The 19,860-nt window shown below is 52.9% G+C and carries 20 protein-coding genes; 8 read left to right on the plus strand and 12 right to left on the minus strand.

From position 1 onward, the window contains the following. Nucleotides 1–237: 237 nt before the first annotated feature. The 5 genes from coaD to tgt are packed head-to-tail and all read left to right on the plus strand — an operon-like array spanning nt 238 to nt 4,085. Nucleotides 238–732 carry a pantetheine-phosphate adenylyltransferase gene (coaD, locus tag V9K95_RS00340; protein WP_115053144.1) on the plus strand — a complete coding sequence of 165 codons (495 nt, stop codon included), beginning with the start codon at nt 238–240 and terminating at the stop codon, nt 730–732. Nucleotides 733–745: 13 nt separating this feature from the next. Further along, entirely contained in the window at nt 746–1,324 is a 579-nt protein-coding gene (locus V9K95_RS00345) for a peptidylprolyl isomerase (RefSeq protein ID WP_115053143.1), read from the plus strand. A gap of 24 nt (nt 1,325–1,348) precedes the next feature. Then, nucleotides 1,349–1,858, plus strand: coding sequence for a peptidylprolyl isomerase (locus V9K95_RS00350; RefSeq protein WP_115053142.1), 510 nt, complete (start codon nt 1,349–1,351; stop codon nt 1,856–1,858). A 17-nt stretch (nt 1,859–1,875) separates the two neighbouring features. Then, nucleotides 1,876–2,955, plus strand: coding sequence for a tRNA preQ1(34) S-adenosylmethionine ribosyltransferase-isomerase QueA (gene queA, locus V9K95_RS00355; RefSeq protein WP_336440163.1), 1,080 nt, complete (start codon nt 1,876–1,878; stop codon nt 2,953–2,955). Further along, nucleotides 2,952–4,085, plus strand: a complete 1,134-nt coding sequence (tgt, locus tag V9K95_RS00360) for a tRNA guanosine(34) transglycosylase Tgt (protein WP_307284836.1) — start codon at nt 2,952–2,954, stop codon at nt 4,083–4,085. Before queA ends, tgt begins: the two co-directional genes overlap by 4 nt. Here tgt and V9K95_RS00365 read toward each other — a convergent pair whose 3' ends face one another. Next, nucleotides 4,086–4,724 carry a TetR/AcrR family transcriptional regulator gene (locus tag V9K95_RS00365; RefSeq protein ID WP_307284839.1) on the minus strand — a complete coding sequence of 213 codons (639 nt, stop codon included), beginning with the start codon at nt 4,722–4,724 and terminating at the stop codon, nt 4,086–4,088. A 73-nt stretch (nt 4,725–4,797) separates the two neighbouring features. On the opposite strand from V9K95_RS00365, the gene V9K95_RS00370 reads away from it, so the two are divergent. Further along, nucleotides 4,798–6,015, plus strand: coding sequence for an efflux RND transporter periplasmic adaptor subunit (locus V9K95_RS00370; RefSeq protein WP_336440162.1), 1,218 nt, complete (start codon nt 4,798–4,800; stop codon nt 6,013–6,015). Continuing rightward, on the plus strand, nt 6,012–9,098 hold the full coding sequence (locus tag V9K95_RS00375) for an efflux RND transporter permease subunit (protein WP_115053138.1): 3,087 nt from the start codon (nt 6,012–6,014) through the stop codon (nt 9,096–9,098). Before V9K95_RS00370 ends, V9K95_RS00375 begins: the two co-directional genes overlap by 4 nt. Nucleotides 9,099–9,153: 55 nt before the next feature. Here the strand turns inward: V9K95_RS00375 and V9K95_RS00380 are convergent, their stop codons facing one another. The 11 genes from V9K95_RS00380 to ehuR form a co-directional block, all read right to left on the minus strand. Next, nucleotides 9,154–9,408, minus strand: a complete 255-nt coding sequence (locus V9K95_RS00380; RefSeq protein WP_008123031.1) for a GlsB/YeaQ/YmgE family stress response membrane protein — start codon at nt 9,406–9,408, stop codon at nt 9,154–9,156. A 146-nt stretch (nt 9,409–9,554) separates the two neighbouring features. Beyond that, complete coding sequence (gene doeB, locus V9K95_RS00385) at nt 9,555–10,559, minus strand: N(2)-acetyl-L-2,4-diaminobutanoate deacetylase DoeB (protein ID WP_336440161.1); 1,005 nt, start codon at nt 10,557–10,559, stop codon at nt 9,555–9,557. 7 nt (nt 10,560–10,566) lie between these two features. Beyond that, nucleotides 10,567–11,748 carry an ectoine hydrolase DoeA gene (gene doeA, locus V9K95_RS00390; RefSeq protein ID WP_115053314.1) on the minus strand — a complete coding sequence of 394 codons (1,182 nt, stop codon included), beginning with the start codon at nt 11,746–11,748 and terminating at the stop codon, nt 10,567–10,569. A 34-nt stretch (nt 11,749–11,782) separates the two neighbouring features. Continuing rightward, on the minus strand, nt 11,783–12,775 hold the full coding sequence (eutC, locus tag V9K95_RS00395) for an ectoine utilization protein EutC (protein WP_336440160.1): 993 nt from the start codon (nt 12,773–12,775) through the stop codon (nt 11,783–11,785). Next, entirely contained in the window at nt 12,763–13,767 is a 1,005-nt protein-coding gene (gene eutB, locus V9K95_RS00400) for a hydroxyectoine utilization dehydratase EutB (RefSeq protein ID WP_336440159.1), read from the minus strand. Before eutB ends, eutC begins: the two co-directional genes overlap by 13 nt. A gap of 2 nt (nt 13,768–13,769) precedes the next feature. Further along, on the minus strand, nt 13,770–14,549 hold the full coding sequence (eutA, locus tag V9K95_RS00405) for an ectoine utilization protein EutA (RefSeq protein ID WP_115053134.1): 780 nt from the start codon (nt 14,547–14,549) through the stop codon (nt 13,770–13,772). A gap of 11 nt (nt 14,550–14,560) precedes the next feature. After that, the gene (gene ehuD, locus V9K95_RS00410; RefSeq protein WP_336440158.1) at nt 14,561–15,217 is read right to left on the minus strand and encodes an ectoine/hydroxyectoine ABC transporter permease subunit EhuD; all 657 of its coding nucleotides are present in this window, start codon (nt 15,215–15,217) and stop codon (nt 14,561–14,563) included. Between the two features lie 9 nt (nt 15,218–15,226). Further along, entirely contained in the window at nt 15,227–15,886 is a 660-nt protein-coding gene (gene ehuC / locus V9K95_RS00415; protein WP_115053132.1) for an ectoine/hydroxyectoine ABC transporter permease subunit EhuC, read from the minus strand. Nucleotides 15,887–15,958: 72 nt separating this feature from the next. Then, on the minus strand, nt 15,959–16,807 hold the full coding sequence (ehuB, locus tag V9K95_RS00420) for an ectoine/hydroxyectoine ABC transporter substrate-binding protein EhuB (RefSeq protein ID WP_370878820.1): 849 nt from the start codon (nt 16,805–16,807) through the stop codon (nt 15,959–15,961). Nucleotides 16,808–16,854: 47 nt separating this feature from the next. Further along, a complete protein-coding gene (gene ehuA / locus V9K95_RS00425; protein WP_115053131.1) occupies nt 16,855–17,652 on the minus strand; it encodes an ectoine/hydroxyectoine ABC transporter ATP-binding protein EhuA in 798 nt (265 codons plus the stop codon). A gap of 125 nt (nt 17,653–17,777) precedes the next feature. Continuing rightward, entirely contained in the window at nt 17,778–19,163 is a 1,386-nt protein-coding gene (gene ehuR, locus V9K95_RS00430; protein ID WP_115053130.1) for a MocR-like ectoine utilization transcription factor EhuR, read from the minus strand. An 84-nt stretch (nt 19,164–19,247) separates the two neighbouring features. Here ehuR and V9K95_RS00435 point away from each other — a divergent pair, with 84 nt between their 5' ends. Further along, nucleotides 19,248–19,745 (plus strand): Lrp/AsnC family transcriptional regulator, encoded by a 498-nt coding sequence (locus tag V9K95_RS00435; protein WP_336440157.1) that lies wholly within the window; start codon nt 19,248–19,250, stop codon nt 19,743–19,745. Nucleotides 19,746–19,860 lie beyond the last annotated feature (115 nt).

The following is a 19,860-nucleotide window of genomic DNA, read 5'->3' on the forward strand; positions in this document are numbered from 1 at the left end:
ACACTACCATTGCAATCATCATGGCAATACTCAGAAGAATAAACATTGGTCTTCCCTTCGGGATCATTACAGTTCATTTCATGGTTAACAACGCAGTAACTATGAAATGGTTTCACCATTTGGGTTCACGCATAGTTGAAAGGGGATGAATGCTTACTGATCTGCTTGTTCATTCCCTGTTCAGGGCAATTGGTTCGGGCCATTGAAACCCCTTGGCAAAACCGCTAGTAAGCGCTCATGACGATAGCAATCTATGCCGGATCATTCGATCCCATCACCAATGGCCATATGGATGTCTTGCAAGGATCGCTGAGACTTGCCGACGAAGTGTTCGTTGCCATAGGTATTCATCCGGGTAAGGCACCATTATTTTCGTTTGAAGAGCGAATGGACTTGATTAAACAGGTTGCTCTCGATGTACTGGGCAAGGATGGTGCCAGGATCAAGGTCGTAGCATTCGATGGGCTGCTTATTGATGCTGCCCGCAAACACAAGGCTTCGCTGATGGTGCGGGGCCTGCGTGACGGCACTGATCTCGACTACGAAATGCAGATGGCTGGCATGAATGGCAAGATGGCACCGGAACTGCAAACTGTGTTTCTACCCGCTGATCCATCGGTCCGCACAATTACTGCCACATTGGTCCGCCAGATTGCGTCCATGGGCGGCGACGTCCGGCACTTTGTTCCCGCGCTTGTCGCTGATGCGCTCAAGACTAAATTCAAATCCTGATCTGGAGTCTTTCATGTCCGTATTCCGCACAGCATTGCTTGTTGCTGCCGTTACGTCTCTATCTTTTGCTACTGCAAACTCGAGTTGGGCTGACGATGCCAACACAATGACGATCAAACTCAAGGATGGTGACGTCAAAGTGGAGCTTCTTCCCAATCTTGCGCCAAAACATGTTGAGCAGATCAAGGCGCTCGCCAAAGAAGGTGCTTATAATAATGTCGTGTTCCACCGTGTGATTCCAGGTTTCATGGCCCAGACCGGTGATGTTCAGTATGGCAATACCGAAAAGGGATACAACCAGGCAGCTGCCGGTACTGGCGGTTCAACCCGCCCGGATATTCCAGCGGAATTCTCCAAGGAGCCGTTTGTTCGGGGCGTGGTGGGTATGGCCCGCTCGCAAAATCCAAACTCCGCAAACTCGCAGTTTTTCATCATGTTCACCGAATATCCATCGCTCAATGGCCAGTACACGGTCGTCGGCAAGGTGACGAGCGGCATGGAAGCCGTGGACAAAATCAAGAAGGGTTCTGAGGCGGATAATGGTTCTGTCGATAACCCCGACAAGATGCTCAAGGTCACAGTTGGCCAATAATTACTAACAAGGAGATTGCCTGAAATGGCTTATAAAGACCCAGAAAATACCATCCTGCTGGAAACAACAAAGGGTAATGTTGTTATCGAACTGTATCCAGATCTTGCTCCTGGACATGTCGAGCGCATCAAGGAATTGGCACGCGAAGGCGCTTATGATGGCGTTGTATTCCACCGCGTGATCGACGGTTTCATGGCGCAAACCGGCGATGTCAAGTTCGGCAAGCAGGGCGGCAGCTCGTTCAATCCATCGCGTGCCGGTATGGGCGGTTCGGATAAGCCAGACTTGAAGGCCGAATTCTCCAACGCCAATCATGGTCGTGGCGCTTGCTCGATGGCTCGTTCCCAGAACCCGAATTCAGCCAATTCGCAATTCTTCATCTGCTTTGATGATGCTGCTTTCCTCAATCGTCAGTATACGGTTTGGGGTCAGGTCATTGAAGGCATGGACAATGTAGACAAGATCAAGCGCGGCGAGCCAGTGCAGGATCCTGACTCAATCGTTTCCATGCGCGTCGCAGCCGACGCTGAATAAGGCATTGTTTATCTATCATGCGTGTTGATCTTTTCGATTTCGACCTGCCGGAAGACAACATTGCATTGAGACCAGCAGAGCCGCGCGATTCAGCGCGGCTTTTGCTTGTGAAGAATGATGGTTCCGAATTTCAGGACAGCAGCGTGCGCAACCTTGGGGATTTTCTTCGGGAAGGCGATGCTCTGGTATTCAATGATACCAAAGTGATACCCGCTCAACTTGAAGGGTTTCGTGAACGCGACGGCGTGAAAGCACAAATAAGCGCGACGCTGCATATGCGGGTCGGGCCTGATCGCTGGAAGGCCTTTTTGCGCCCGGCAAAACGCATCAAGCAAGGCGAGCGTATCGATTTCGGACATGGCAATAATGCCTGCCTGCTCGGTTCGTTACAAGCGACTGTCGCCGAAAAAGGTGATTCTGGCGAAGCATTGCTCGTGTTTGATTTCAGTGGCCCCGATCTTGATCAAGCCATTGCCGCGGTGGGGCACATTCCCTTGCCGCCTTATATTGCCTCCAAACGCGCGGAAGATGAGCGGGACCAGGCAGACTACCAGACTGTTTATGCCCGTGAAGAAGGCGCTGTTGCTGCCCCGACTGCCGGACTGCATTTTACCCCGGAGTTGCTGGCGGAACTGAAAACGCGCGGGATTGAAGAACATTTTGTCACTTTGCATGTTGGCGCGGGGACTTTTCTGCCGGTTAAAGCCGATGACACGGCCGATCATAAGATGCATGAAGAGATTGGCACGGTCGATGCGGCAACCGCAGAGGCGTTAAATGCCATAAGAGCGCGGGGCGGGCGTATTGTTGCTGTTGGCACGACATCATTACGCTTGCTTGAAAGTGCGACGGATGTTGACGGAACCATAAAGGCTTGGTCCGGGCCGACCGACATATTCATTACCCCCGGCTATCAGTTTCGTGCAGTGGACATGCTGATGACCAATTTTCACCTGCCGCGCTCGACCCTGTTCATGCTTGTTTCGGCATTCAGCGGGTTTGAACGCATGCATGCCGCTTATGACTATGCGATCAAAAACCGCTATCGCTTCTATTCCTATGGTGACGCAAGCCTGTTATGGCGATCGGCATCATGACAAGCGAAAACTTTGAATTCAAATTGATAGCAACTGACGGCAAAGCCCGGCGTGGTGAAATCACCATGCCGCGCGGTACCGTTCGTACACCTGCCTTCATGCCTGTTGGTACGGCCGGGACTGTCAAAGCCATGTATATGGATCAGGTGCGGGATCTCGGCGCCGATATTATTCTGGGCAATACCTATCATTTAATGCTGCGTCCGGGCGCGGAACGTGTCGCCAAACTCGGCGGGCTTCATGATTTCGCTCGTTGGCCCGGCCCCATTCTCACTGATTCCGGCGGTTTTCAGGTTATGTCGCTGGCGCAACTGCGCAAGCTTGACGAGAAGGGCGTTACCTTCCGGTCACATATAGATGGCCGCGCCTATGAAATGACACCTGAGCGCTCGATTGAAATTCAGGGCCTCTTGGATTCGGATATTCAGATGCAATTGGATGAGTGCGTTGCGCTGCCTTCCACGCCAAAAGATATTCAACGCGCCATGGAGCTTTCGTTGCGTTGGGCAGAACGATGCAAAATTGCGTTTGGTACTCAGCCGGGCAAGGCAATGTTTGGCATTGTGCAAGGTGGTGACGTACCGGATCTGCGTATTCGCTCGGCGCAAGCTCTCAAATCTATGGACTTGAAGGGCTATGCAGTTGGCGGATTGGCGGTTGGCGAACCGCAGGAAGTCATGCTCGATATGCTGGACGTGACTTGCCCCGAGCTGCCATCAGAAAAGCCCCGCTACCTGATGGGTGTTGGTACGCCTGATGACATTTTGAAGTCGGTCGCGCGCGGTATTGATATGTTCGATTGCGTAATGCCCACCAGGGCAGGGCGGCACGGGCTGGCCTTTACCCGGCGAGGTAAAGTCAATCTGCGCAATGCGCGCCACGCGGATGACCCCCGTCCGCTTGACGAAGAGTCGACGTGCCCGGCAGCACGGGATTATAGCCGCGCCTACCTTCACCATCTCGTCAAATCAGGTGAAGCGCTCGGTGGAATGTTGCTGACATGGAATAATCTTGCCTATTACCAGCAACTCATGCAGGGCGTACGTAGTGCAATTGAAGCAACACGATTTGATGATTTTGTCGGTGAAACACAGGCTGCTTGGGCGACTGGCGACATTCCTGTTGTTTGATTAATCTGCTGATTGAAAGAGCAGTTTTAAACGATCGATTGTTGCGATCTGCTCATCATGGCTTAAACCCTCCATCTCAAAGAGTTTGAGGCTGCGCATGCCTTCAATGGTCAGAAATGCCATCAGTGCAAGCGTCGGATCGTCTGAATTTTCACGAATACGTTGAAATAGCTGCTTATTATAACGACGAATCGGATCAAGGAATGTCGGGTCATTGGCAATCGCCGCCAGAATGCCCGATGGCTCTTTTTCATTGCAGATAAATTGCGCCCTGAAAACCGCAATACAAGCGAGAATGACGCTATTCCTGCCGTGATTTCTGGCTGCCTCTTCTTTCTTTAATGATTCGTCAAACTCAGCCATATGTTGTTCAACAAGGGCTTCCAGCAGTTTTGCCTTGGTCGGGAAAGTGTAAAGAAGCCCTCCTTTTGAAAGTCCCGCTCTGCGTGCAACCGCATCAAGCGAAAGATTAACCGGCCCGATCTCCATAGTTATTTCGGCTGCTGCCTGGAGAATTTTATCTTTCGTGGAGAGCGTGTCCGCCTTCATTCTAAAACTTTCGTTGTAGTCAACCTGCCAACTGATATTGACAATACCGTCCAGACGGTACAGTACATTACATGTGGCAATCAAGTCCACACCACGTTAATGTCATATGACAGGCTGGCAGAAATTTTGCTGGCCATTGTTTTGTTTCGGAGCGGTTTCCCCCATGATTAAGCGCTACATAGTCCCCGTGATCGTTCTGATCCTGGTCGTATTGCTCGGTGTTGGATTGGTTGGATTCAATCTGTTCCGGGACAAGGCTATCAAAGATTTCTTCGCAACCATGCAGCAGCCAGCCGCTCCCGTATCAACTTATACGGTTGAGCCTGGCGTGTGGACGCCCAATATCGAAGCAATTGGTACAGTTAGCGCCATTCAGGGCGTCGAGTTGGCCGTAGAGGTGGCTGGTATCGTCAAGGATATTCCTTTCAAAGCCAACCAGATGATTGAGAAGGGTGAAGCTCTGTTGCAACTCGATGATGCCATCGAAAAGGCGGATATCGTTGCTGCGAAGGCACAGGATGTTCTGGCTGACCAGACGCTGGAGCGCGCACGTACGCTGAATACACGCGGCGTCGGTGCGGTTTCGAGCGTAGATGAAGCCCAGTCGGCCTCCTTGGCCAAGAAGGCAGAAATCGCCAAGTTGCAGGCCGTACTTGATCAAAAGCTCATCAAAGCTCCATTCAAGGGTACGGTTGGTATCCCTCGTATCGAACTTGGTCAGTATTTGTCGCCAGGCACGGTCGTTGTTTCGTTGCAGGATCTTAATACAATGCGTGTTGATTTTACCGTGCCCGAACAGTCGCTTGCCTCGATCAACATTGATCAACCGATCAAGCTCAATCTGACAGACAATGACGAAAGCTTCGATGGCGTAATTACCGCTATTGAACCACGTATCGACCCATCGACCCGGCTTGTATCTGTACGTGCCAAGGTTGAAAACTCGTCCGGCAAGCTTCGTCCCGGCCAGTTTGCTCAGGTTCGCGTAACGCTTCCCAAGGAAGAGAACGTTGTGACCTTGCCTCAGACAGCGCTCGTTTCCAGCTTGTATGGCGACTATGTGTTTGTTGTTCGTCCTGCTCCAGAAAAGCCAGCTGAAGGCACGGCTCCTGCAGACGCCGCAAAGTCTGACGAAGCAAAACCTGCAGACGCAGCAAAGCCGGCTGAGGGCGAGAAGAAAGAAGAAAAGCTCGTCGTAGCTCAGGTCTTCGTTACGCCCGGCCGTCGCTCTGGATTGGTGGTTGAAGTCACCAAGGGCCTGAAAAAGGGCGATATAGTTGTAACCGCAGGTCAAAACCGCTTGAGCCCCGGCGCTGCGGTGAAGATCGACAACTCCGTTAACCCAGCCAATACAACCGACGCAGGACTGCCAAAGAAATGAATTTTTCCGAGATATTCATTCGCCGTCCAGTCCTCTCGACGGTTGTAGCATTGATGATCATTCTGCTTGGCGCCCAGGGTCTCGTGAACTTGTCCGTTCGCGAATATCCGAAGGTCGAGGAAACGGTTATCACCATTTCAACAGCCTATCCGGGCGCGAGCGCGGATCTGATGCAGGGCTTTATTTCGTCGCCTATCGCAAAAGCGGTAACGACGACTGAAAACATCGACTATGTGACCTCGTCCTCGTCGCCATCGTCCAGTAAAGTTACTGTACAGATGAAGCTTGGCGCTGACCCCGATGCTGCGTTGACCGAAGTTATCTCCAAGGTCAATCAGGTTCGCGGCGATCTGCCAACGGAATCCGATGATCCGATCATCACAAAGGGAACAGGTCAGGACTTCGCGACGATGTATCTCGCCGTGCAGAACCCCAATATGACCAGTGAGCAGATCACTGAATATCTCGAACGCGTTATTCAACCGCGCATGTCGACGATTCAAGGTGTTGCTGACGCCCAGATTCTTGGTGGTCAGGTATTCTCGATGCGCGTCTGGATCGATCCGATCAAGCTTGCGGCACGCGGGACAACCGCAACGGAAGTTCTGACTGCGATCAATCAGTCAAACTTCCTGTCAGCTCCGGGCAAGGTGAAGAACCTTTATGTCGCTTCACCAATTACCCTGAAGACAACATTGCAGACGCCTGAAGCATTCGGCGCGATGCCGATCAAATCCGAAGGCGACAATATCGTGCGTCTGCGTGACGTTGCGCGCGTGGAATTGGGTGCGGTAAGCAAAGACACAGTTGTGACCTTCAATGGTTCCAGCGGTACATTCCTAGGCATTTTCCCGACACCGGCGGCCAATCCGATTGATATGACCGCCGCTGTTCGAGAAGAACTTCCGTCGATTCAACAGTCGCTTCCAGAAGGCATGACAATCACCATGCTTTATGATGCTACTGAGCAAATCAGCTCGTCCATCGAAGAAGTGTTGAAGACTGTTGTTGAAGCGGTGCTGATCGTTGTCGCGGTTATCTTGCTGTTCCTCGGCTCGTTCCGGTCGGTTATTATTCCGGTCGTAACTATCCCGATCTCGCTTGTCGGTGTGTGCTTTTTCCTTTTCCTGCTTGGCTATTCGATCAATCTTCTATCGCTTCTGGCGATGGTTCTTGCGATCGGGCTGGTGGTGGATGACGCGATTGTCGTTTTGGAGAATATTCATCGCCATATCGAAGAGGGGCTGAAACCAGTCGATGCCGCATTGCGCGGTATGAAGGAAATTACCGGCCCTATCATCGCTATGACTGTAACGCTTGCTGCTGTGTTCGCACCGCTGGGCTTTACGGGTGGTCTTACGGGTTCATTGTTCCGCGAATTCGCGTTTACGCTCGCAGGCTCGGTTATCATCTCCGGTGTGGCCGCTCTGACCGTATCTCCAATGATGTGCGCTCTCCTGCTTCGCGGCGGCAACCATAGCCGGTTCCAGCGGATCGTCGATGGTGCTTTTGGCTGGCTTGAAGGTGCATATGAACGGCGCGTTGCCGGGTCGCTGGGCTTCCGCCCGGTAACATTGTTCATTGTTATCGCACTTGTTGCTTTGACCGGCTTCCTCTTCACCAAGACATCTTCTGAACTGGCTCCGGAAGAAGATTCCGGCGCTCTGTTCTCAATCGTCAACGCTCCGCAATATGCTACCTCTGCTTATACGAAGCTTTATGCCGATCAGATCGACAATCTGACCAAAGATTTGCCGGAGCTAAAAGCCCGCTTCAATATTCTTGGATTGGGAACGACAAATTCGGCATTTGCGATCTGGGTGTTCAAGGACTGGTCTGATCGTGACAAGTCGCAGAAGCAATTGCAGGAAGAGTTGCAAGGCCGTATTTCGCCTATAGCCGGCGCGGAGGCATTCATCTTCTCACCACCAACGCTTCCGGGTACAGGCGGTGGCTTGCCTATCTCGGTGGTCATTCAGTCAACGGGACCGGCTGACAAGGTCTTTGAAGTTGCCGAAGAGATCAAGAACAAGGCGCAGGCGTCTGGTCAGTTCATTATCGTCCAGAACTCGCTGTCATTCAACGCACCTCAAGTCACGATCACGATCGACCGTGACAGGGCTTCGGCCTTGGGCGTTCCCGTCAGCGAGATAGGTCAGACGCTCGGTTTGCTGGTTGGTGAGCCGAAAGTGTCGAAGTTTGATCGCGACTCCAACAGCTATGATATCTATCCGCAGGTCCCGCAGGATTTCCGGTCCAATCCGGATAAACTGGGACAGTACTTCGTCAGGAGTGCATCGGGAACAATGGTTCCTCTGTCTGCGGTTGTGAAAATCAGCGAGAATGCATCGCCAGCGGCTATCGAGCAGTTCAACCAGCTCAATTCTGCGACCATCTCGGCATTGCCACTGCCTGGCGTGACGACCGGTCAGGGCCTGCAAACGGTTATCGACACTGCACGTCCATTGATGCCGGATGGGTTCTTCATGGATTATTCAGGCCAGTCTCGTCTTGAAATCGAACAGGGAAGCACAATCCTGATCGCATTTGCTTTGGCTGTGGTGGTTATCTATCTCGTGCTTGCGGCGCAGTTCGAAAGCTTCCGTGATCCGTTCATCATCATGATGTCGGTTCCCCTGTCGATCTTTGGTGCTATCGTACCGCTGAATCTCGGGCTGGGCACGCTGAACATCTATACGCAGGTTGGACTGATCACGCTCGTCGGGCTGATTACCAAGCATGGTATTTTGATGGTGGAGTTTGCCAATCAGCAACGTGAGCTTCATGGAATTTCGCGACATGACGCGATTATTCTGGCGGCAAAGACACGTCTTCGCCCGATCCTGATGACAACTGCAGCTATGGCCTTGGGCGTTATCCCATTGATCACGGCAACAGGCGCAGGTGCAGCCGCTCGTTACTCCATCGGTCTGGTAATCTTCTCCGGTATTTTGGTCGGAACGATCTTCACACTGTTTGTGGTGCCGATGTTCTACACCTTCATTTCCAGAAAGGATTTGAAGTCAGAGGCCGCCGACCCTGAGCCCACTGCGGCGGGCCACTACGGCAGAGTAAACCAATAAACAAAAAGGCCTCCGGACCAGATCGATCCGGAGGCCTTTTTTTACGGTACAGTAATCAGGCGCGTTTAACGGCGCGGATGATTACAAGCAGGATAATCGCGCCAATTGCTGCAGCGATAATCTGTCCGATTATGCCCGCACCCAACGAGATGCCGAGCCTTGGAAACAAGAACCCTGCAATAAAAGCGCCGATCACGCCGACGACAAGGTCGCCGACGAGGCCAAAGCCACCGCCGCGAACCAGCATGCTGGCCAGCCAGCCAGCAATCAGTCCAACCAGTAGAAATACGAGAAGACCTTCTCCGCCCATATCAAGTTCTCCAATAACCGGTTTCACCACGATGGTTCGCAGGCCTGGATTCCTCAATCCATAATCGGCAAGAGAATCATCAAGACGAAGTTTACGCTGAGCCCGTGCTTTTGGATAACGAAACTTGATCCAGCCAAAACCGCTGCTTAGTCAACAGTTCCAACGACAGCTACACAATCACCCGGTTTGACCAAGCCTGGGAAGTGTCGAGCCGCAAGAACGCCGGTTATTCCAGCTCTTATTTCCGCAGGAGCAGCACCAGTGCGGCCAATCGGATAGATTTGAGCAATCAATTGCCCTTCCTGAACTGCTTCGCCAAGATCGACCATGGTTTCAATGAGGCCTGCATCCTCGGCAAATGAGAAGCAGTTTCCAGATGGCATGTCGAGCCAACGGGTCTCACGATGTTCAATTGCGCCGTGCAAAATGCCCGCATACCGTAGAACATTTGCTGCGCCGCGCTTTGCTATCGCCACCGTTTCGGCGCGAGCCGTACCGCCACCACCAAGTTCAGTGGTGACAAACACCTTGCCCATTTCTTCAACGGTCGTGTCATACATTCCGACGGCATCGATCTCCAACATCCGCATGGACCATGGGGCGGAGAATGCCTTGACCGCATCAAAGCCTTTGGCCTCTTGAACCTTGTCAGGCAGAATATGAGCCGCAGCGAAAGGCACGAAATCAAGCGTCTTGCCGCCTGAATGGAAATCCAGGACCACATCCGCACGCGGGAGCAATTCCCGAGTGAAGTAGTCGGCGATCTTCTGCGTTACCGTGCCATCCGGCTTCCCGGGATAGCTTCGGTTCATATTGCCTTTATCGATGGGCGATGTCCGCGTGCCAGCCTGAAATGCCGGATAGTTCATCGCGGGCACAATGATGACGGTGCCATTGATGGTGTTGATATCGAGTGTCCGGGCAAGATCGAACAGGGCTATCGGACCTTCATACTCGTCGCCGTGATTGCCGCCCGTTAGAAGTGCCGTCGGTCCATCTCCATTACGCAGAACCGCTATAGGGATCATTACCGATCCCCACGCAGAGTCGTCGCGGCTATAAGGCAATCTCAAGAAACCATGCTGTACACCCTGCTTGTCGAGATCAATGGTGGGCGTGACAGGTGAGGGCCGAAGTGTCTGTAACTGCATCGTAGCCTCAGTTTTTGACGATAAGCTTGCGCGGGAAGTTGGCGAGACATTCAACGCCGGTATCGGTGATCAAAATGCTCTCGGTGATCTCAAGCCCCATCGTCTCCAGCCAAAGTCCGGTCATGAAGTGAAATGTCATACCCGGTTCAAGCACCGTCTTATCGCCGGGACGCAGGCTCATGGTGCGTTCGCCCCAATCCGGTGGATAGGAAATCCCGATTGGATAGCCGGTACGATTGTCTTTCACGATGCCGTATTTCTTCAAGACACCAAAGAATCCGTTGGCAATGTCTTCGCATGTATTACCGGGTTTCGCTGCAGCAAGACCTGCCTCCATACCTTCAAGCGTGGCTTTTTCCGCATCCAGAAACTCCTGTGTCGGCTTGCCGAGAAAGACTGTGCGGGAAAGCGGTACGTGATAACGGTTGTAGCAACCTGCAATCTCAAAGAATGTCCCTTCGCCAAGCTTCATTGGCTTGTCATCCCAGGTGAGGTGGGGTGCGGAAGCATCCGCACCGGAAGGAAGCAAAGGCACGATGGCGGGATAGTCGCCGCCAAACTCTGGCGTTCCGCGAATTCCAGCATCGTAAATCTCTGCCACCAGATCGCATTTACGCATTCCGGGCTCGATCTTATCGACGATACGTTGATGCATCAGTTCTACAATACGCCCAGCCTTGCGCATATAATCAATTTCGGTGGGACTTTTGACTGCGCGCTGCCAGTTCACCAAAGCCGTCCCATCAACAAAGCGGGCTTTGGGCAGATGTTTTTGCAACGAGCCATAGGCCGCGGCGGAAAACCAGTAATTGTCCATCTCGACGCCGATAGTGAGCTTGTCCCAACCGCGCTCCTCAATAATTTGCGACAGGAAGTCCATGGGATGGCGTTCTGTTGACTGAACGTAGTGGTCCGCATAACCAATGATGTTGTCATTGTTCAGATAGGCTGTGCGTTTGGCGCCATTCGCATCCTGCCCGCGACCATACCAGACAGGCTCTCCTTCTGGCGGCACAAGGACAGCCTGATGAACGTAAAACGACCAGCCATCATATCCGGTAAGCCACGCCATATTGGATGGATCGCTGCAGATCAAAAGATCGATTCCGCGTGCCTGCATTGCAGCGCGTGTCTTCTTCAATCGATCGGCAAACTCCTGCCTCGTAAACTTCAGGTTAGGTCCGGTCATTTCTATTTCCTCATGCTTGGGCAAAAGCCCCTTATCAACTTTCGAAACTGGTTCCAGCATTTGCGTGGGCTGCGCGTTCCCGTGCCAGCGTGGCGATGGCTGTGTCCTGCACGCCCGTGCCCGTCAGGTCAGCCAATGTGATTTGGGACGATGAGGCGCGGCCTTTTGCGGAACCGGCAATGACTGCCCCGAGCTCACCATATGCAGCGTCTGGACCTACTAAGCCGGCTTTGATTGCGTGATGCAGTTCGCCCAAAATGCGGGTCTGCTTGAGACTGTCAGCAATGTAGAGATCAGCCTTAGTTATGATGTCGGGAGCCAGCTCGTTCTTATGTTCGGCGTCTGACCCCATGGCGGTGACGTGTTGCCCGGCACGTAGCCAAGCAGCTTGCAGAAGGGGCTCGGAGGAGGGGGTAGTCGTGACAATAATGTCCGCAAGAGCCGCCGCATGTTCCGGATCGGCAATCGCTTTAACCGGAAAACCAAATTCTTTGCTTGCGCTATCGGCAATCTGTTCGGCCTTGGCGTAATCTCTTGCCCAGAAACATGCCTTCTCGATAGGCCGAACGAGAGTGAGCGCCTTTAACTGTAACAGTGCCTGCACACCCGCACCGAAAATCGTCGCGACGGTAGAATCGAGGCGCGACAAATGCTTGGCTGCCACTGCACCAGCAGCGGCGGTACGAATATCGGTCAAATAGCCATTATCGAGAAGCAATGCTTCTACGAGCCCGGTTTTACTGCTCAGCAAAACCATCATTCCATTGACGCTCGGCAAACCAAGTTTTGGATTGTCAAAGAAACCGGGGCTGATCTTTATTGCAAAACTATCAATGCCCGGCACATAGGCGGTTTTGACATCAACTTCGCCCCGATGTTCGGGAATATCGAGGCGCAAAATAGGCGGCATGGCCACTGCTTTGGTTGCGAGTGCCTCAAAAGCATTTTCAACGCAGGCGACAGCGTCAAGATTCAACCAGATGATTTTGCGTAGTTCTGCTTCTGTCAGAATGATCATGCGGGGCATTGTTCTGCTCTTCCACTGGACTGATCAGCGCAGATGACACTCTTGTGCTGATTCATATCGACGTTGCGTCCGGATAAAATGACAATGATTGGCCCGTCCGCGCGCACTTTGCCTGAAAGCAACGCGCCAATACCGACAGCAGCGGCACCCTCTATCACTTCGCGCTCATGTTGATAGGCATGACGCATGCCCGCTGCGATTTCCGGCTCGGTCAGTAAAATTACATCGTCAAGAAGGTCACGAGCCATTGCGAAGGTGAAACGATTATCGAGGCCGATACCACCACCGAGCGAATCCGCCAGACTAGCGCTTTCCTCAACAAGCACGGGTCTGCCTGCTTTCAAACTTGCGTGCATAGCGGCGCCATTCTGCATGGAAACACCAATGACTTTTGCATTCGGCTGCTTCGACTTGATCGCACAGGCAACGCCGGAGGCCAGCCCGCCACCTGACAGAGGAACAAAGACCGTGTGAATATTTGAAACGTCTTCGGCCATCTCCAGTCCGAGCGTGCCTTGTCCTGCAATGACATGTGCATTGTCGAAAGGCGGCACCATCGCCAAACCGTCTTGAAGAACCAGGCGCTCGACTTCCTCTTGAGCGTCATCCTGCGATTTTCCGACAATATGTATCTCGGCACCAAGGCGGCGAATTTCATCAACCTTGTTCTGGGGAACGAGACGGGACATGCAAATAACAGCTCGCATGCCTTCCAGCCTTGCAGCATAGGCAAGTGCACGGCCATGATTTCCTGTTGAAGCAGCAACAACGCCGCGCCGCTTTTCAGCTTCGGAAAGCTGGCTCAATGCATTGGTCGCGCCGCGTAATTTGAAGCTACCGGTTGTTTGCCGATGTTCAAGTTTCAGCCAGACGGGGACGCCCAGCTGTCGAGTAAGATATGCGGATTGAACTGTAGGTGTTCGCACGACTTTAGCCGCAATGGTATCATGCGCCCGTTCAATATCGTTTATGCTGACGAGGTTTGAAGCCATTTTCACCAGCTTGCCATGGGCTGAGCCATCAGGCTGCCGCGTTCAGGCTTAAACGAGTGGTCACCGCATATGCGCAGAGTTGCCCATGCGGTTGCAAGATTACTGGTCACAACTGGCTTGCCAATCGCCTGCTCGATTTCTGCCGCCACAACCGCTGCGCGAACGGCAGTGCAAGATATGAACAGGGCATCCGCATCGCTGGCGATTGTTTCGCGTGCAGCCAAGATCAATGACTTTGTGCTGATCCTTGCCATCTCCCGGTCATCATCCAGTCCAAAGCAGCTGAAATTCGCAATCTCAAAGCCCTTGTCGCTGAAATAGCTCGCCATTGGAGTGCTGGTCTCAAGCGTGTAAGGCGTAAGAATGCTGATCCTTTTCGCATCGAACGCCTCCAATGCCTTAACGGCGGCCAATGTGGGCGTAACCACAGGCACGTTCGGTTTGGCCTGCCGAATGGCATGTTCAATTTCATCATCGCCAATGACCACAGAGGCTGATGTGCAGGAATAACAGATTGCATCAAGCTCTTCGTCGGGCAGGATCATCCATGCGCCTTCGCTCATCGGACGAAGCATACGCCGCAGATTTCCAGGTGTGGTTGGATTGGCATAGGGAATGCGTGACGTGTAAAGGCCAATATTGCTGCTGGCCACCATACGCTGAAAGTCCGGCTCGGTCGTGTGATCGGTGGCAAGAATGAGGAGGCCGACGCGCTTTGATAAAGGCCGATCATCAAAATCAAGATGCAAGTCCGTCTGGCGAATAGTCGGGAACGAGTCCATCTTTGTACTCCTCAATCGATCTTGCCATATCGGCGTTCCAGCCAACGCAGCCCGATTACAGAAACGACACTAATGACGAGGAAGAACGCACCAACCATCGTGATCGGTTCAATATATCTGTAATTGTAGTTGGCGATGCTGCGAGCCTGGTTCATCAACTCAAGTACCGTGATCGCTGAAAGCAGCGGGGTTTCCTTGAACATGGCGATGAAATAGTTAGCCAAAGCCGGGATCATCGGCGGCAATGCCTGCGGCATGATAATCCGGGTCCATGTCTGGAAAGGGCTAAGATTGCATGCCTTTGCCGCCTCCCATTGGCCGCGCGCCACATTATCAATGCCAGCGCGGTACACTTCAGCCGTGTATGTACCGTAATGCAGCCCGAGCCCGATGACACCTGCGACGAGCGGCGAAAGCGTAACCCCGAGGTCCGGCAACACGTAGAAAATGAAGTAGAGCTGCACCAGCAATGGCGTGCCGCGAATGAACTCGGCAATAAAACCCATTGGCATTGATATCAGCCGGTTGCTGGAACGGCGTATAATGGCAATAACAAGCCCAACAATCGCGGCCAGGACCGACCCGAGCAGGGTGGCAATAATGGTAATTTTCACGCCTTCGATCAGCGTTGGAAGAATTTGAACGACGAAAGCCCAATCCCATTCCATTTTCGCCTCCTATGACCTGATGCCGTCTAGGCCGCGCGTCAGGTAACGCTCGAGACCACGGATTGCGAGGGAGATGATGCTGGCGATAAGAAAGTATAGCACAAGGATCGTCAGAAACGGGACGAGTGTATTGCCGGTTTGCGCACGTACGACTTGGGCCTGAAATGTCATATCCGAAAGCGATATGAGCGATACGACAGCTGAAGCTTTTAAAAGCTCAATGGCATTATTACCAAATGTCGGAAGCATCAGGACGAATGCCTGCGGCAGGATAATTTTGCGCAGGCCCTGCCAGCGTGTCAGATTGAGCGCGATACAAGCCTCGTATTGCTCTTTACCAATGGACTTGACTGCTCCGCGAACTACTTCTGCGCCGTAAGCGCCTACATTCAGGCCCAGCGCAAGCACGCCCGCCTGCAACGGCGTGAGCGAAAAGCCAAAGAGCGGCAGCACAAAATAGGCCCAGAATAATTGTACGAAAATCGACGTGCCACGAAAAAATTCAATATAGGCCGTCGCAAGCCAGCGAACGGGAGCGATGCGAGATAATCTCCCAAGCCCGGCGAGAAATGCCATTACCAATGCCAGCACTGAGCCCATCAGCGTCAGCTGGATGGTGACGATTGCGCCGTCGAGGATAAGTTGCAGATAGCCGGCCCATTGGCCCATCGCTTCGCCACCTTTGTAAGAGTAAAGGAAAGAGCCGCTTCACCTTTAAGCGAAGCGGCATTGCTTGCGGCCTTATTTGGCGGCGCAAAGCTTTTCGCGATTGGTCGAGATGGCTGCCGCTGCCGAGAAACCATATGGCTCTATGATTTTGGCAAATTCGCCAGATGTCTTCATCTCGGCAAGAACCTTGTCAAACTCATCACGCAGAGCAGTGTCGCCCTTGCGGAAAGCCGCGCCATCGCAATAAACAGGGGCACCCTGTACCGGCGCAATGACCTCGATGTTCGGATCATTTGCCTTTTTGACCAGATCATTGATTGAAAGAACGGGCAGGGAATATGTATCGATGCGACCGTCCTGCAGCATTTTCAAACCGCTCTGGCCGTCCGGCACAACAATAACGCGCTCACGTGGTACGCCTGCTTCAAGAGCCAGGCGCTCTTCCGTACCGCCGCCCGGCGCGCCGATTGTAGCTTTCTCATCCTTAGCAATATCCGCATAGCTCTTGAAGCCTTTTGGATTGCCTTTTTTAACGAGGAATGCCTCGGCGTCACAAAGGATCGGTTCCGAATAGGACACTGCATTGCAGCGTTCTGGCTTCATGAAAAGACCAGCAGTAACAACATCATGACGGCCAGCCTGAAGACCGGGGATCATGGCGCCATACTCGGAAATTGAAGCAACGACATCGTTGACGCCGAGCTTTTTGAACACCGCACGAGCAACATCCGGACCGGCACCCGATACGCTGCCATCGGCCTTAACGGCCGTGAATGGCGGTTCATTTGCAATTGCAATGCGGGCAAAGCCTTGCGCTTTCAACTTGTCGAGCGCTTCGTCAGCCTTTGCCGGCATTGAAGAAACCAGAGCAGACAATGCTGCGGCTCCCAACAATGCACTGATCGTTTGTAGTTTCATCATGTTCCCAACTCCTTGGTTTTCTTTTTTGTAGGATCGCCGAGGGCCTGTTAGATGCGGTGACCTGCGGCGATGATCTTTTTCAGGAAGGCCTGTGTTCTTTCCTGCTTCGGATGTCTGAAAATTTCGTCGGGCTTGCCATCCTCGACAATTCGACCGCGATCAAAGAACAGAACGCGATCAGCAAAATCATGGGCAAAACCCATCTCGTGGGTAACGAGAAGCATTGTCATGTCTGTTTCGCGGCACAGACGCCAAAGCACGTTCAGCACTTCCTCCACGAGTTCTGGATCGAGGGCAGATGTAACTTCGTCAAACAACATGATCTTCGGTTGGAGGGCCAAAGCACGGGCAATTGCGACGCGCTGTTTTTGGCCACCGGAGAGCTGCGACGGCATGGATTTCGCCTTATCCGCAAGCCCAACCATGTCCAGCAATTCCATTGCGTGCTGCTCGGCATCTTTTTTCGCGACGCCCTTTGTCAGCATGGGCGCTAACGTCACATTATCGAGCACGCATTTGTGCGGAAACAGATTGAACAACTGAAAGACCATGCCAATCTTTTCGCGCATTTTGTGAAGATGCGCGTCATCCGCTGGTTGCAGCTTTCCGTTACGCTCCATCTGATAAAGATTGTCGCCGGCAACGCGGATCGTTCCGGAATCTATTCCCTCAAGCGTCATGAGGATGCGCAGGATCGTAGTCTTTCCCGAGCCCGATGGTCCAATGAGAGCGAGCTTTTCGCCCGGTGCTACACTGAATGACAGGTCGTTCAAAACTTTGAACGCACCAAAACTTTTACTGATACCGTCAATCTCGATGATTGGTGCGGCTGCGGATGGTGGCATGCGTGTCTCCCTTCTGGTTGAGACAACCTCATGCGCTAACGATGGGAGACTTATGAAATCATGTCAATTGTTAAAATTAAATCATGACAATTTAACTGATCGTGATGAAAAATCAGGCAGTTTGGTCAAATAGCAAGGAGCAGATGTTCAAGGTCGCCACGAAGAAGATTGGCAACAACACCAAGTCCGGACCGCAGCTCCTGCTCAGTTGTTGAGCCGAGCGAGATCCGTACCGCCGGATGCCACGGATAATTTGAGATGCGGAAGGACGCGCCGGGTGCGATGGCAACTCCTTGCAGCCTTGCATGCGCCACAAAAGCTTCTTCAGTCCGCTCGCCAGTCAGAGGTAACCAGATGTGCAGGCTTTGCGGATGTGACAAGAAGGGAATGCCGCTCAAGACTTCGGCAGCAACGGAATGTCTGGCCCGCAGCGCCTCACGCTGCCAGTTGACCAATTCCATGGCCGTGCCGTCCGATACCCATCGGCTCGCAATTTCTGCAACGATCGGTGTCGCCATCCAGTTTGAAACAAGATGCCTGTTGGCAACAGCAGCGACATAGCGATCAGGTGCCACCAAATAGCCGATCCGCAGGCCGGGTATGACGATCTTGGTGAAACTGGTGAAATAGAGCGTTCGCTCTGGCGCAATTGATGCGATGGGAGGCGGACGATGCTCGACAAGCGGGCCCAGCACATCACTCTCGATGATCGCGATGTCATGCTTGCGGGCAATAGCCACCAGAGCATTTCGCCGCTCCAGGCCCATCAGTGTCCCGGTCGGATTGATAACCGAGGGCTGAACGAAAACTGCTTGGATACCGGTGACCCTGCAGCATTCGTCGAGCGATTCCGGAATAATGCCCTGATCATCGATGGCAAGGCCTTCAAGCGTAAGGCCAAGATAGGAGGCTAGCGGCGTCAATGTGTGATGCCCTATCCCTTCCGTCGCGACCTTCGAACCGGGTGGCGCTGCGCTCATCAAGGCGACCGTCATGGCAGCAGTCGCACCGTTTGTTACACTGATATTCCCAGGCGCCACCTCCAGTCCGCACGCGCGCAGCCATTCCACTGCGATGGTACGGTGGCGTGGGAAAACAACATTTGGCCGGAATGACAAAGCCGAACTTGGAGGCAGGGTTTCCGACAGCCACGCCAGGGCTTTTTTCATGCGCTCCAAATGCATTGGCTCGCATATGGGCTTCAAGATGGACAGATCGATAACCTCGCCAAGTCGTTCCGGCAGATAGGGAGGATCCGGCTCACGGCTGTTTTGACAGACGAATGTACCACGCCCGGTTTCGCCCGAAATCAAATTGCGGCGAATCAATTCTTCATAGGCGCGACTGACAGTCTGTACCGAAAGTCGCAAATCATCGGCCATTCGTCGATGCGTTGGCAGACGGGCGCCACCTTCCAGTTTGCCATCAGCGATAGCACGTGCAATCTGTTCTGCCAGCGATAGATAGGCTGGACGGCGAAGGCTTGTCGGATCTGGTTGCCACAATGTCATGATTTATAAGTGATCGAAGTCAGTGCAATTGACAATCAAAAAATCACAACGTCATGATTATAACATGAATCCAACGGGCGTATCATGACCTCAATCAAGCTAGATCCAATCGATATACGCATCCTTGATGAAATCCAGCAGGAAGGCCGGATCACCAAGCTTGCACTGGCCGAACGGGTGGGAATATCTCCGACACCCTGCTGGACACGCCTGCGCCGCCTGGAAAAGGCAGGTGTCATTACAGGGTATCATGCCCGTATCGCGTTGCGGCTTATCGCGCCCATTACGACCGTGCTCATGGAAGTTACTCTGGGTGCGCACAAACAAGCGGATTTCGAACGGTTTGAACGCGCAATCAAAACGCTGCCAGAAGTGGTTGCCTGTTGGTCGGTCGGAGGAGGCGTCGATTACGTTCTCAAAGTCATGACTCGCGATATCGATGCATATCAGCGACTGGTGGATGACCTTTTGCAACGCGAAATCGGCATAGACCGGTATTTTACCTATATCGTGACCAAGACCGTCAAAGATGACGCGGTATTGCCTGTGGCAGAGTTGTTGACCGACGCGGATAATAGCTAGTCAATCTCTCTTTCAGTGTTACGAAATAAAGACAATCTCTCTTATCCCGGCGTCTCATACAGGCTGTCTCTCTTCCGATTTGTGCGACCCTTGCACCGAACAATTCCGGGAGAGT

Source organism: Phyllobacterium sp. CCNWLW183 (assembly GCF_037203775.1).
GTDB lineage: Bacteria > Pseudomonadota > Alphaproteobacteria > Rhizobiales > Rhizobiaceae > Phyllobacterium > Phyllobacterium ifriqiyense.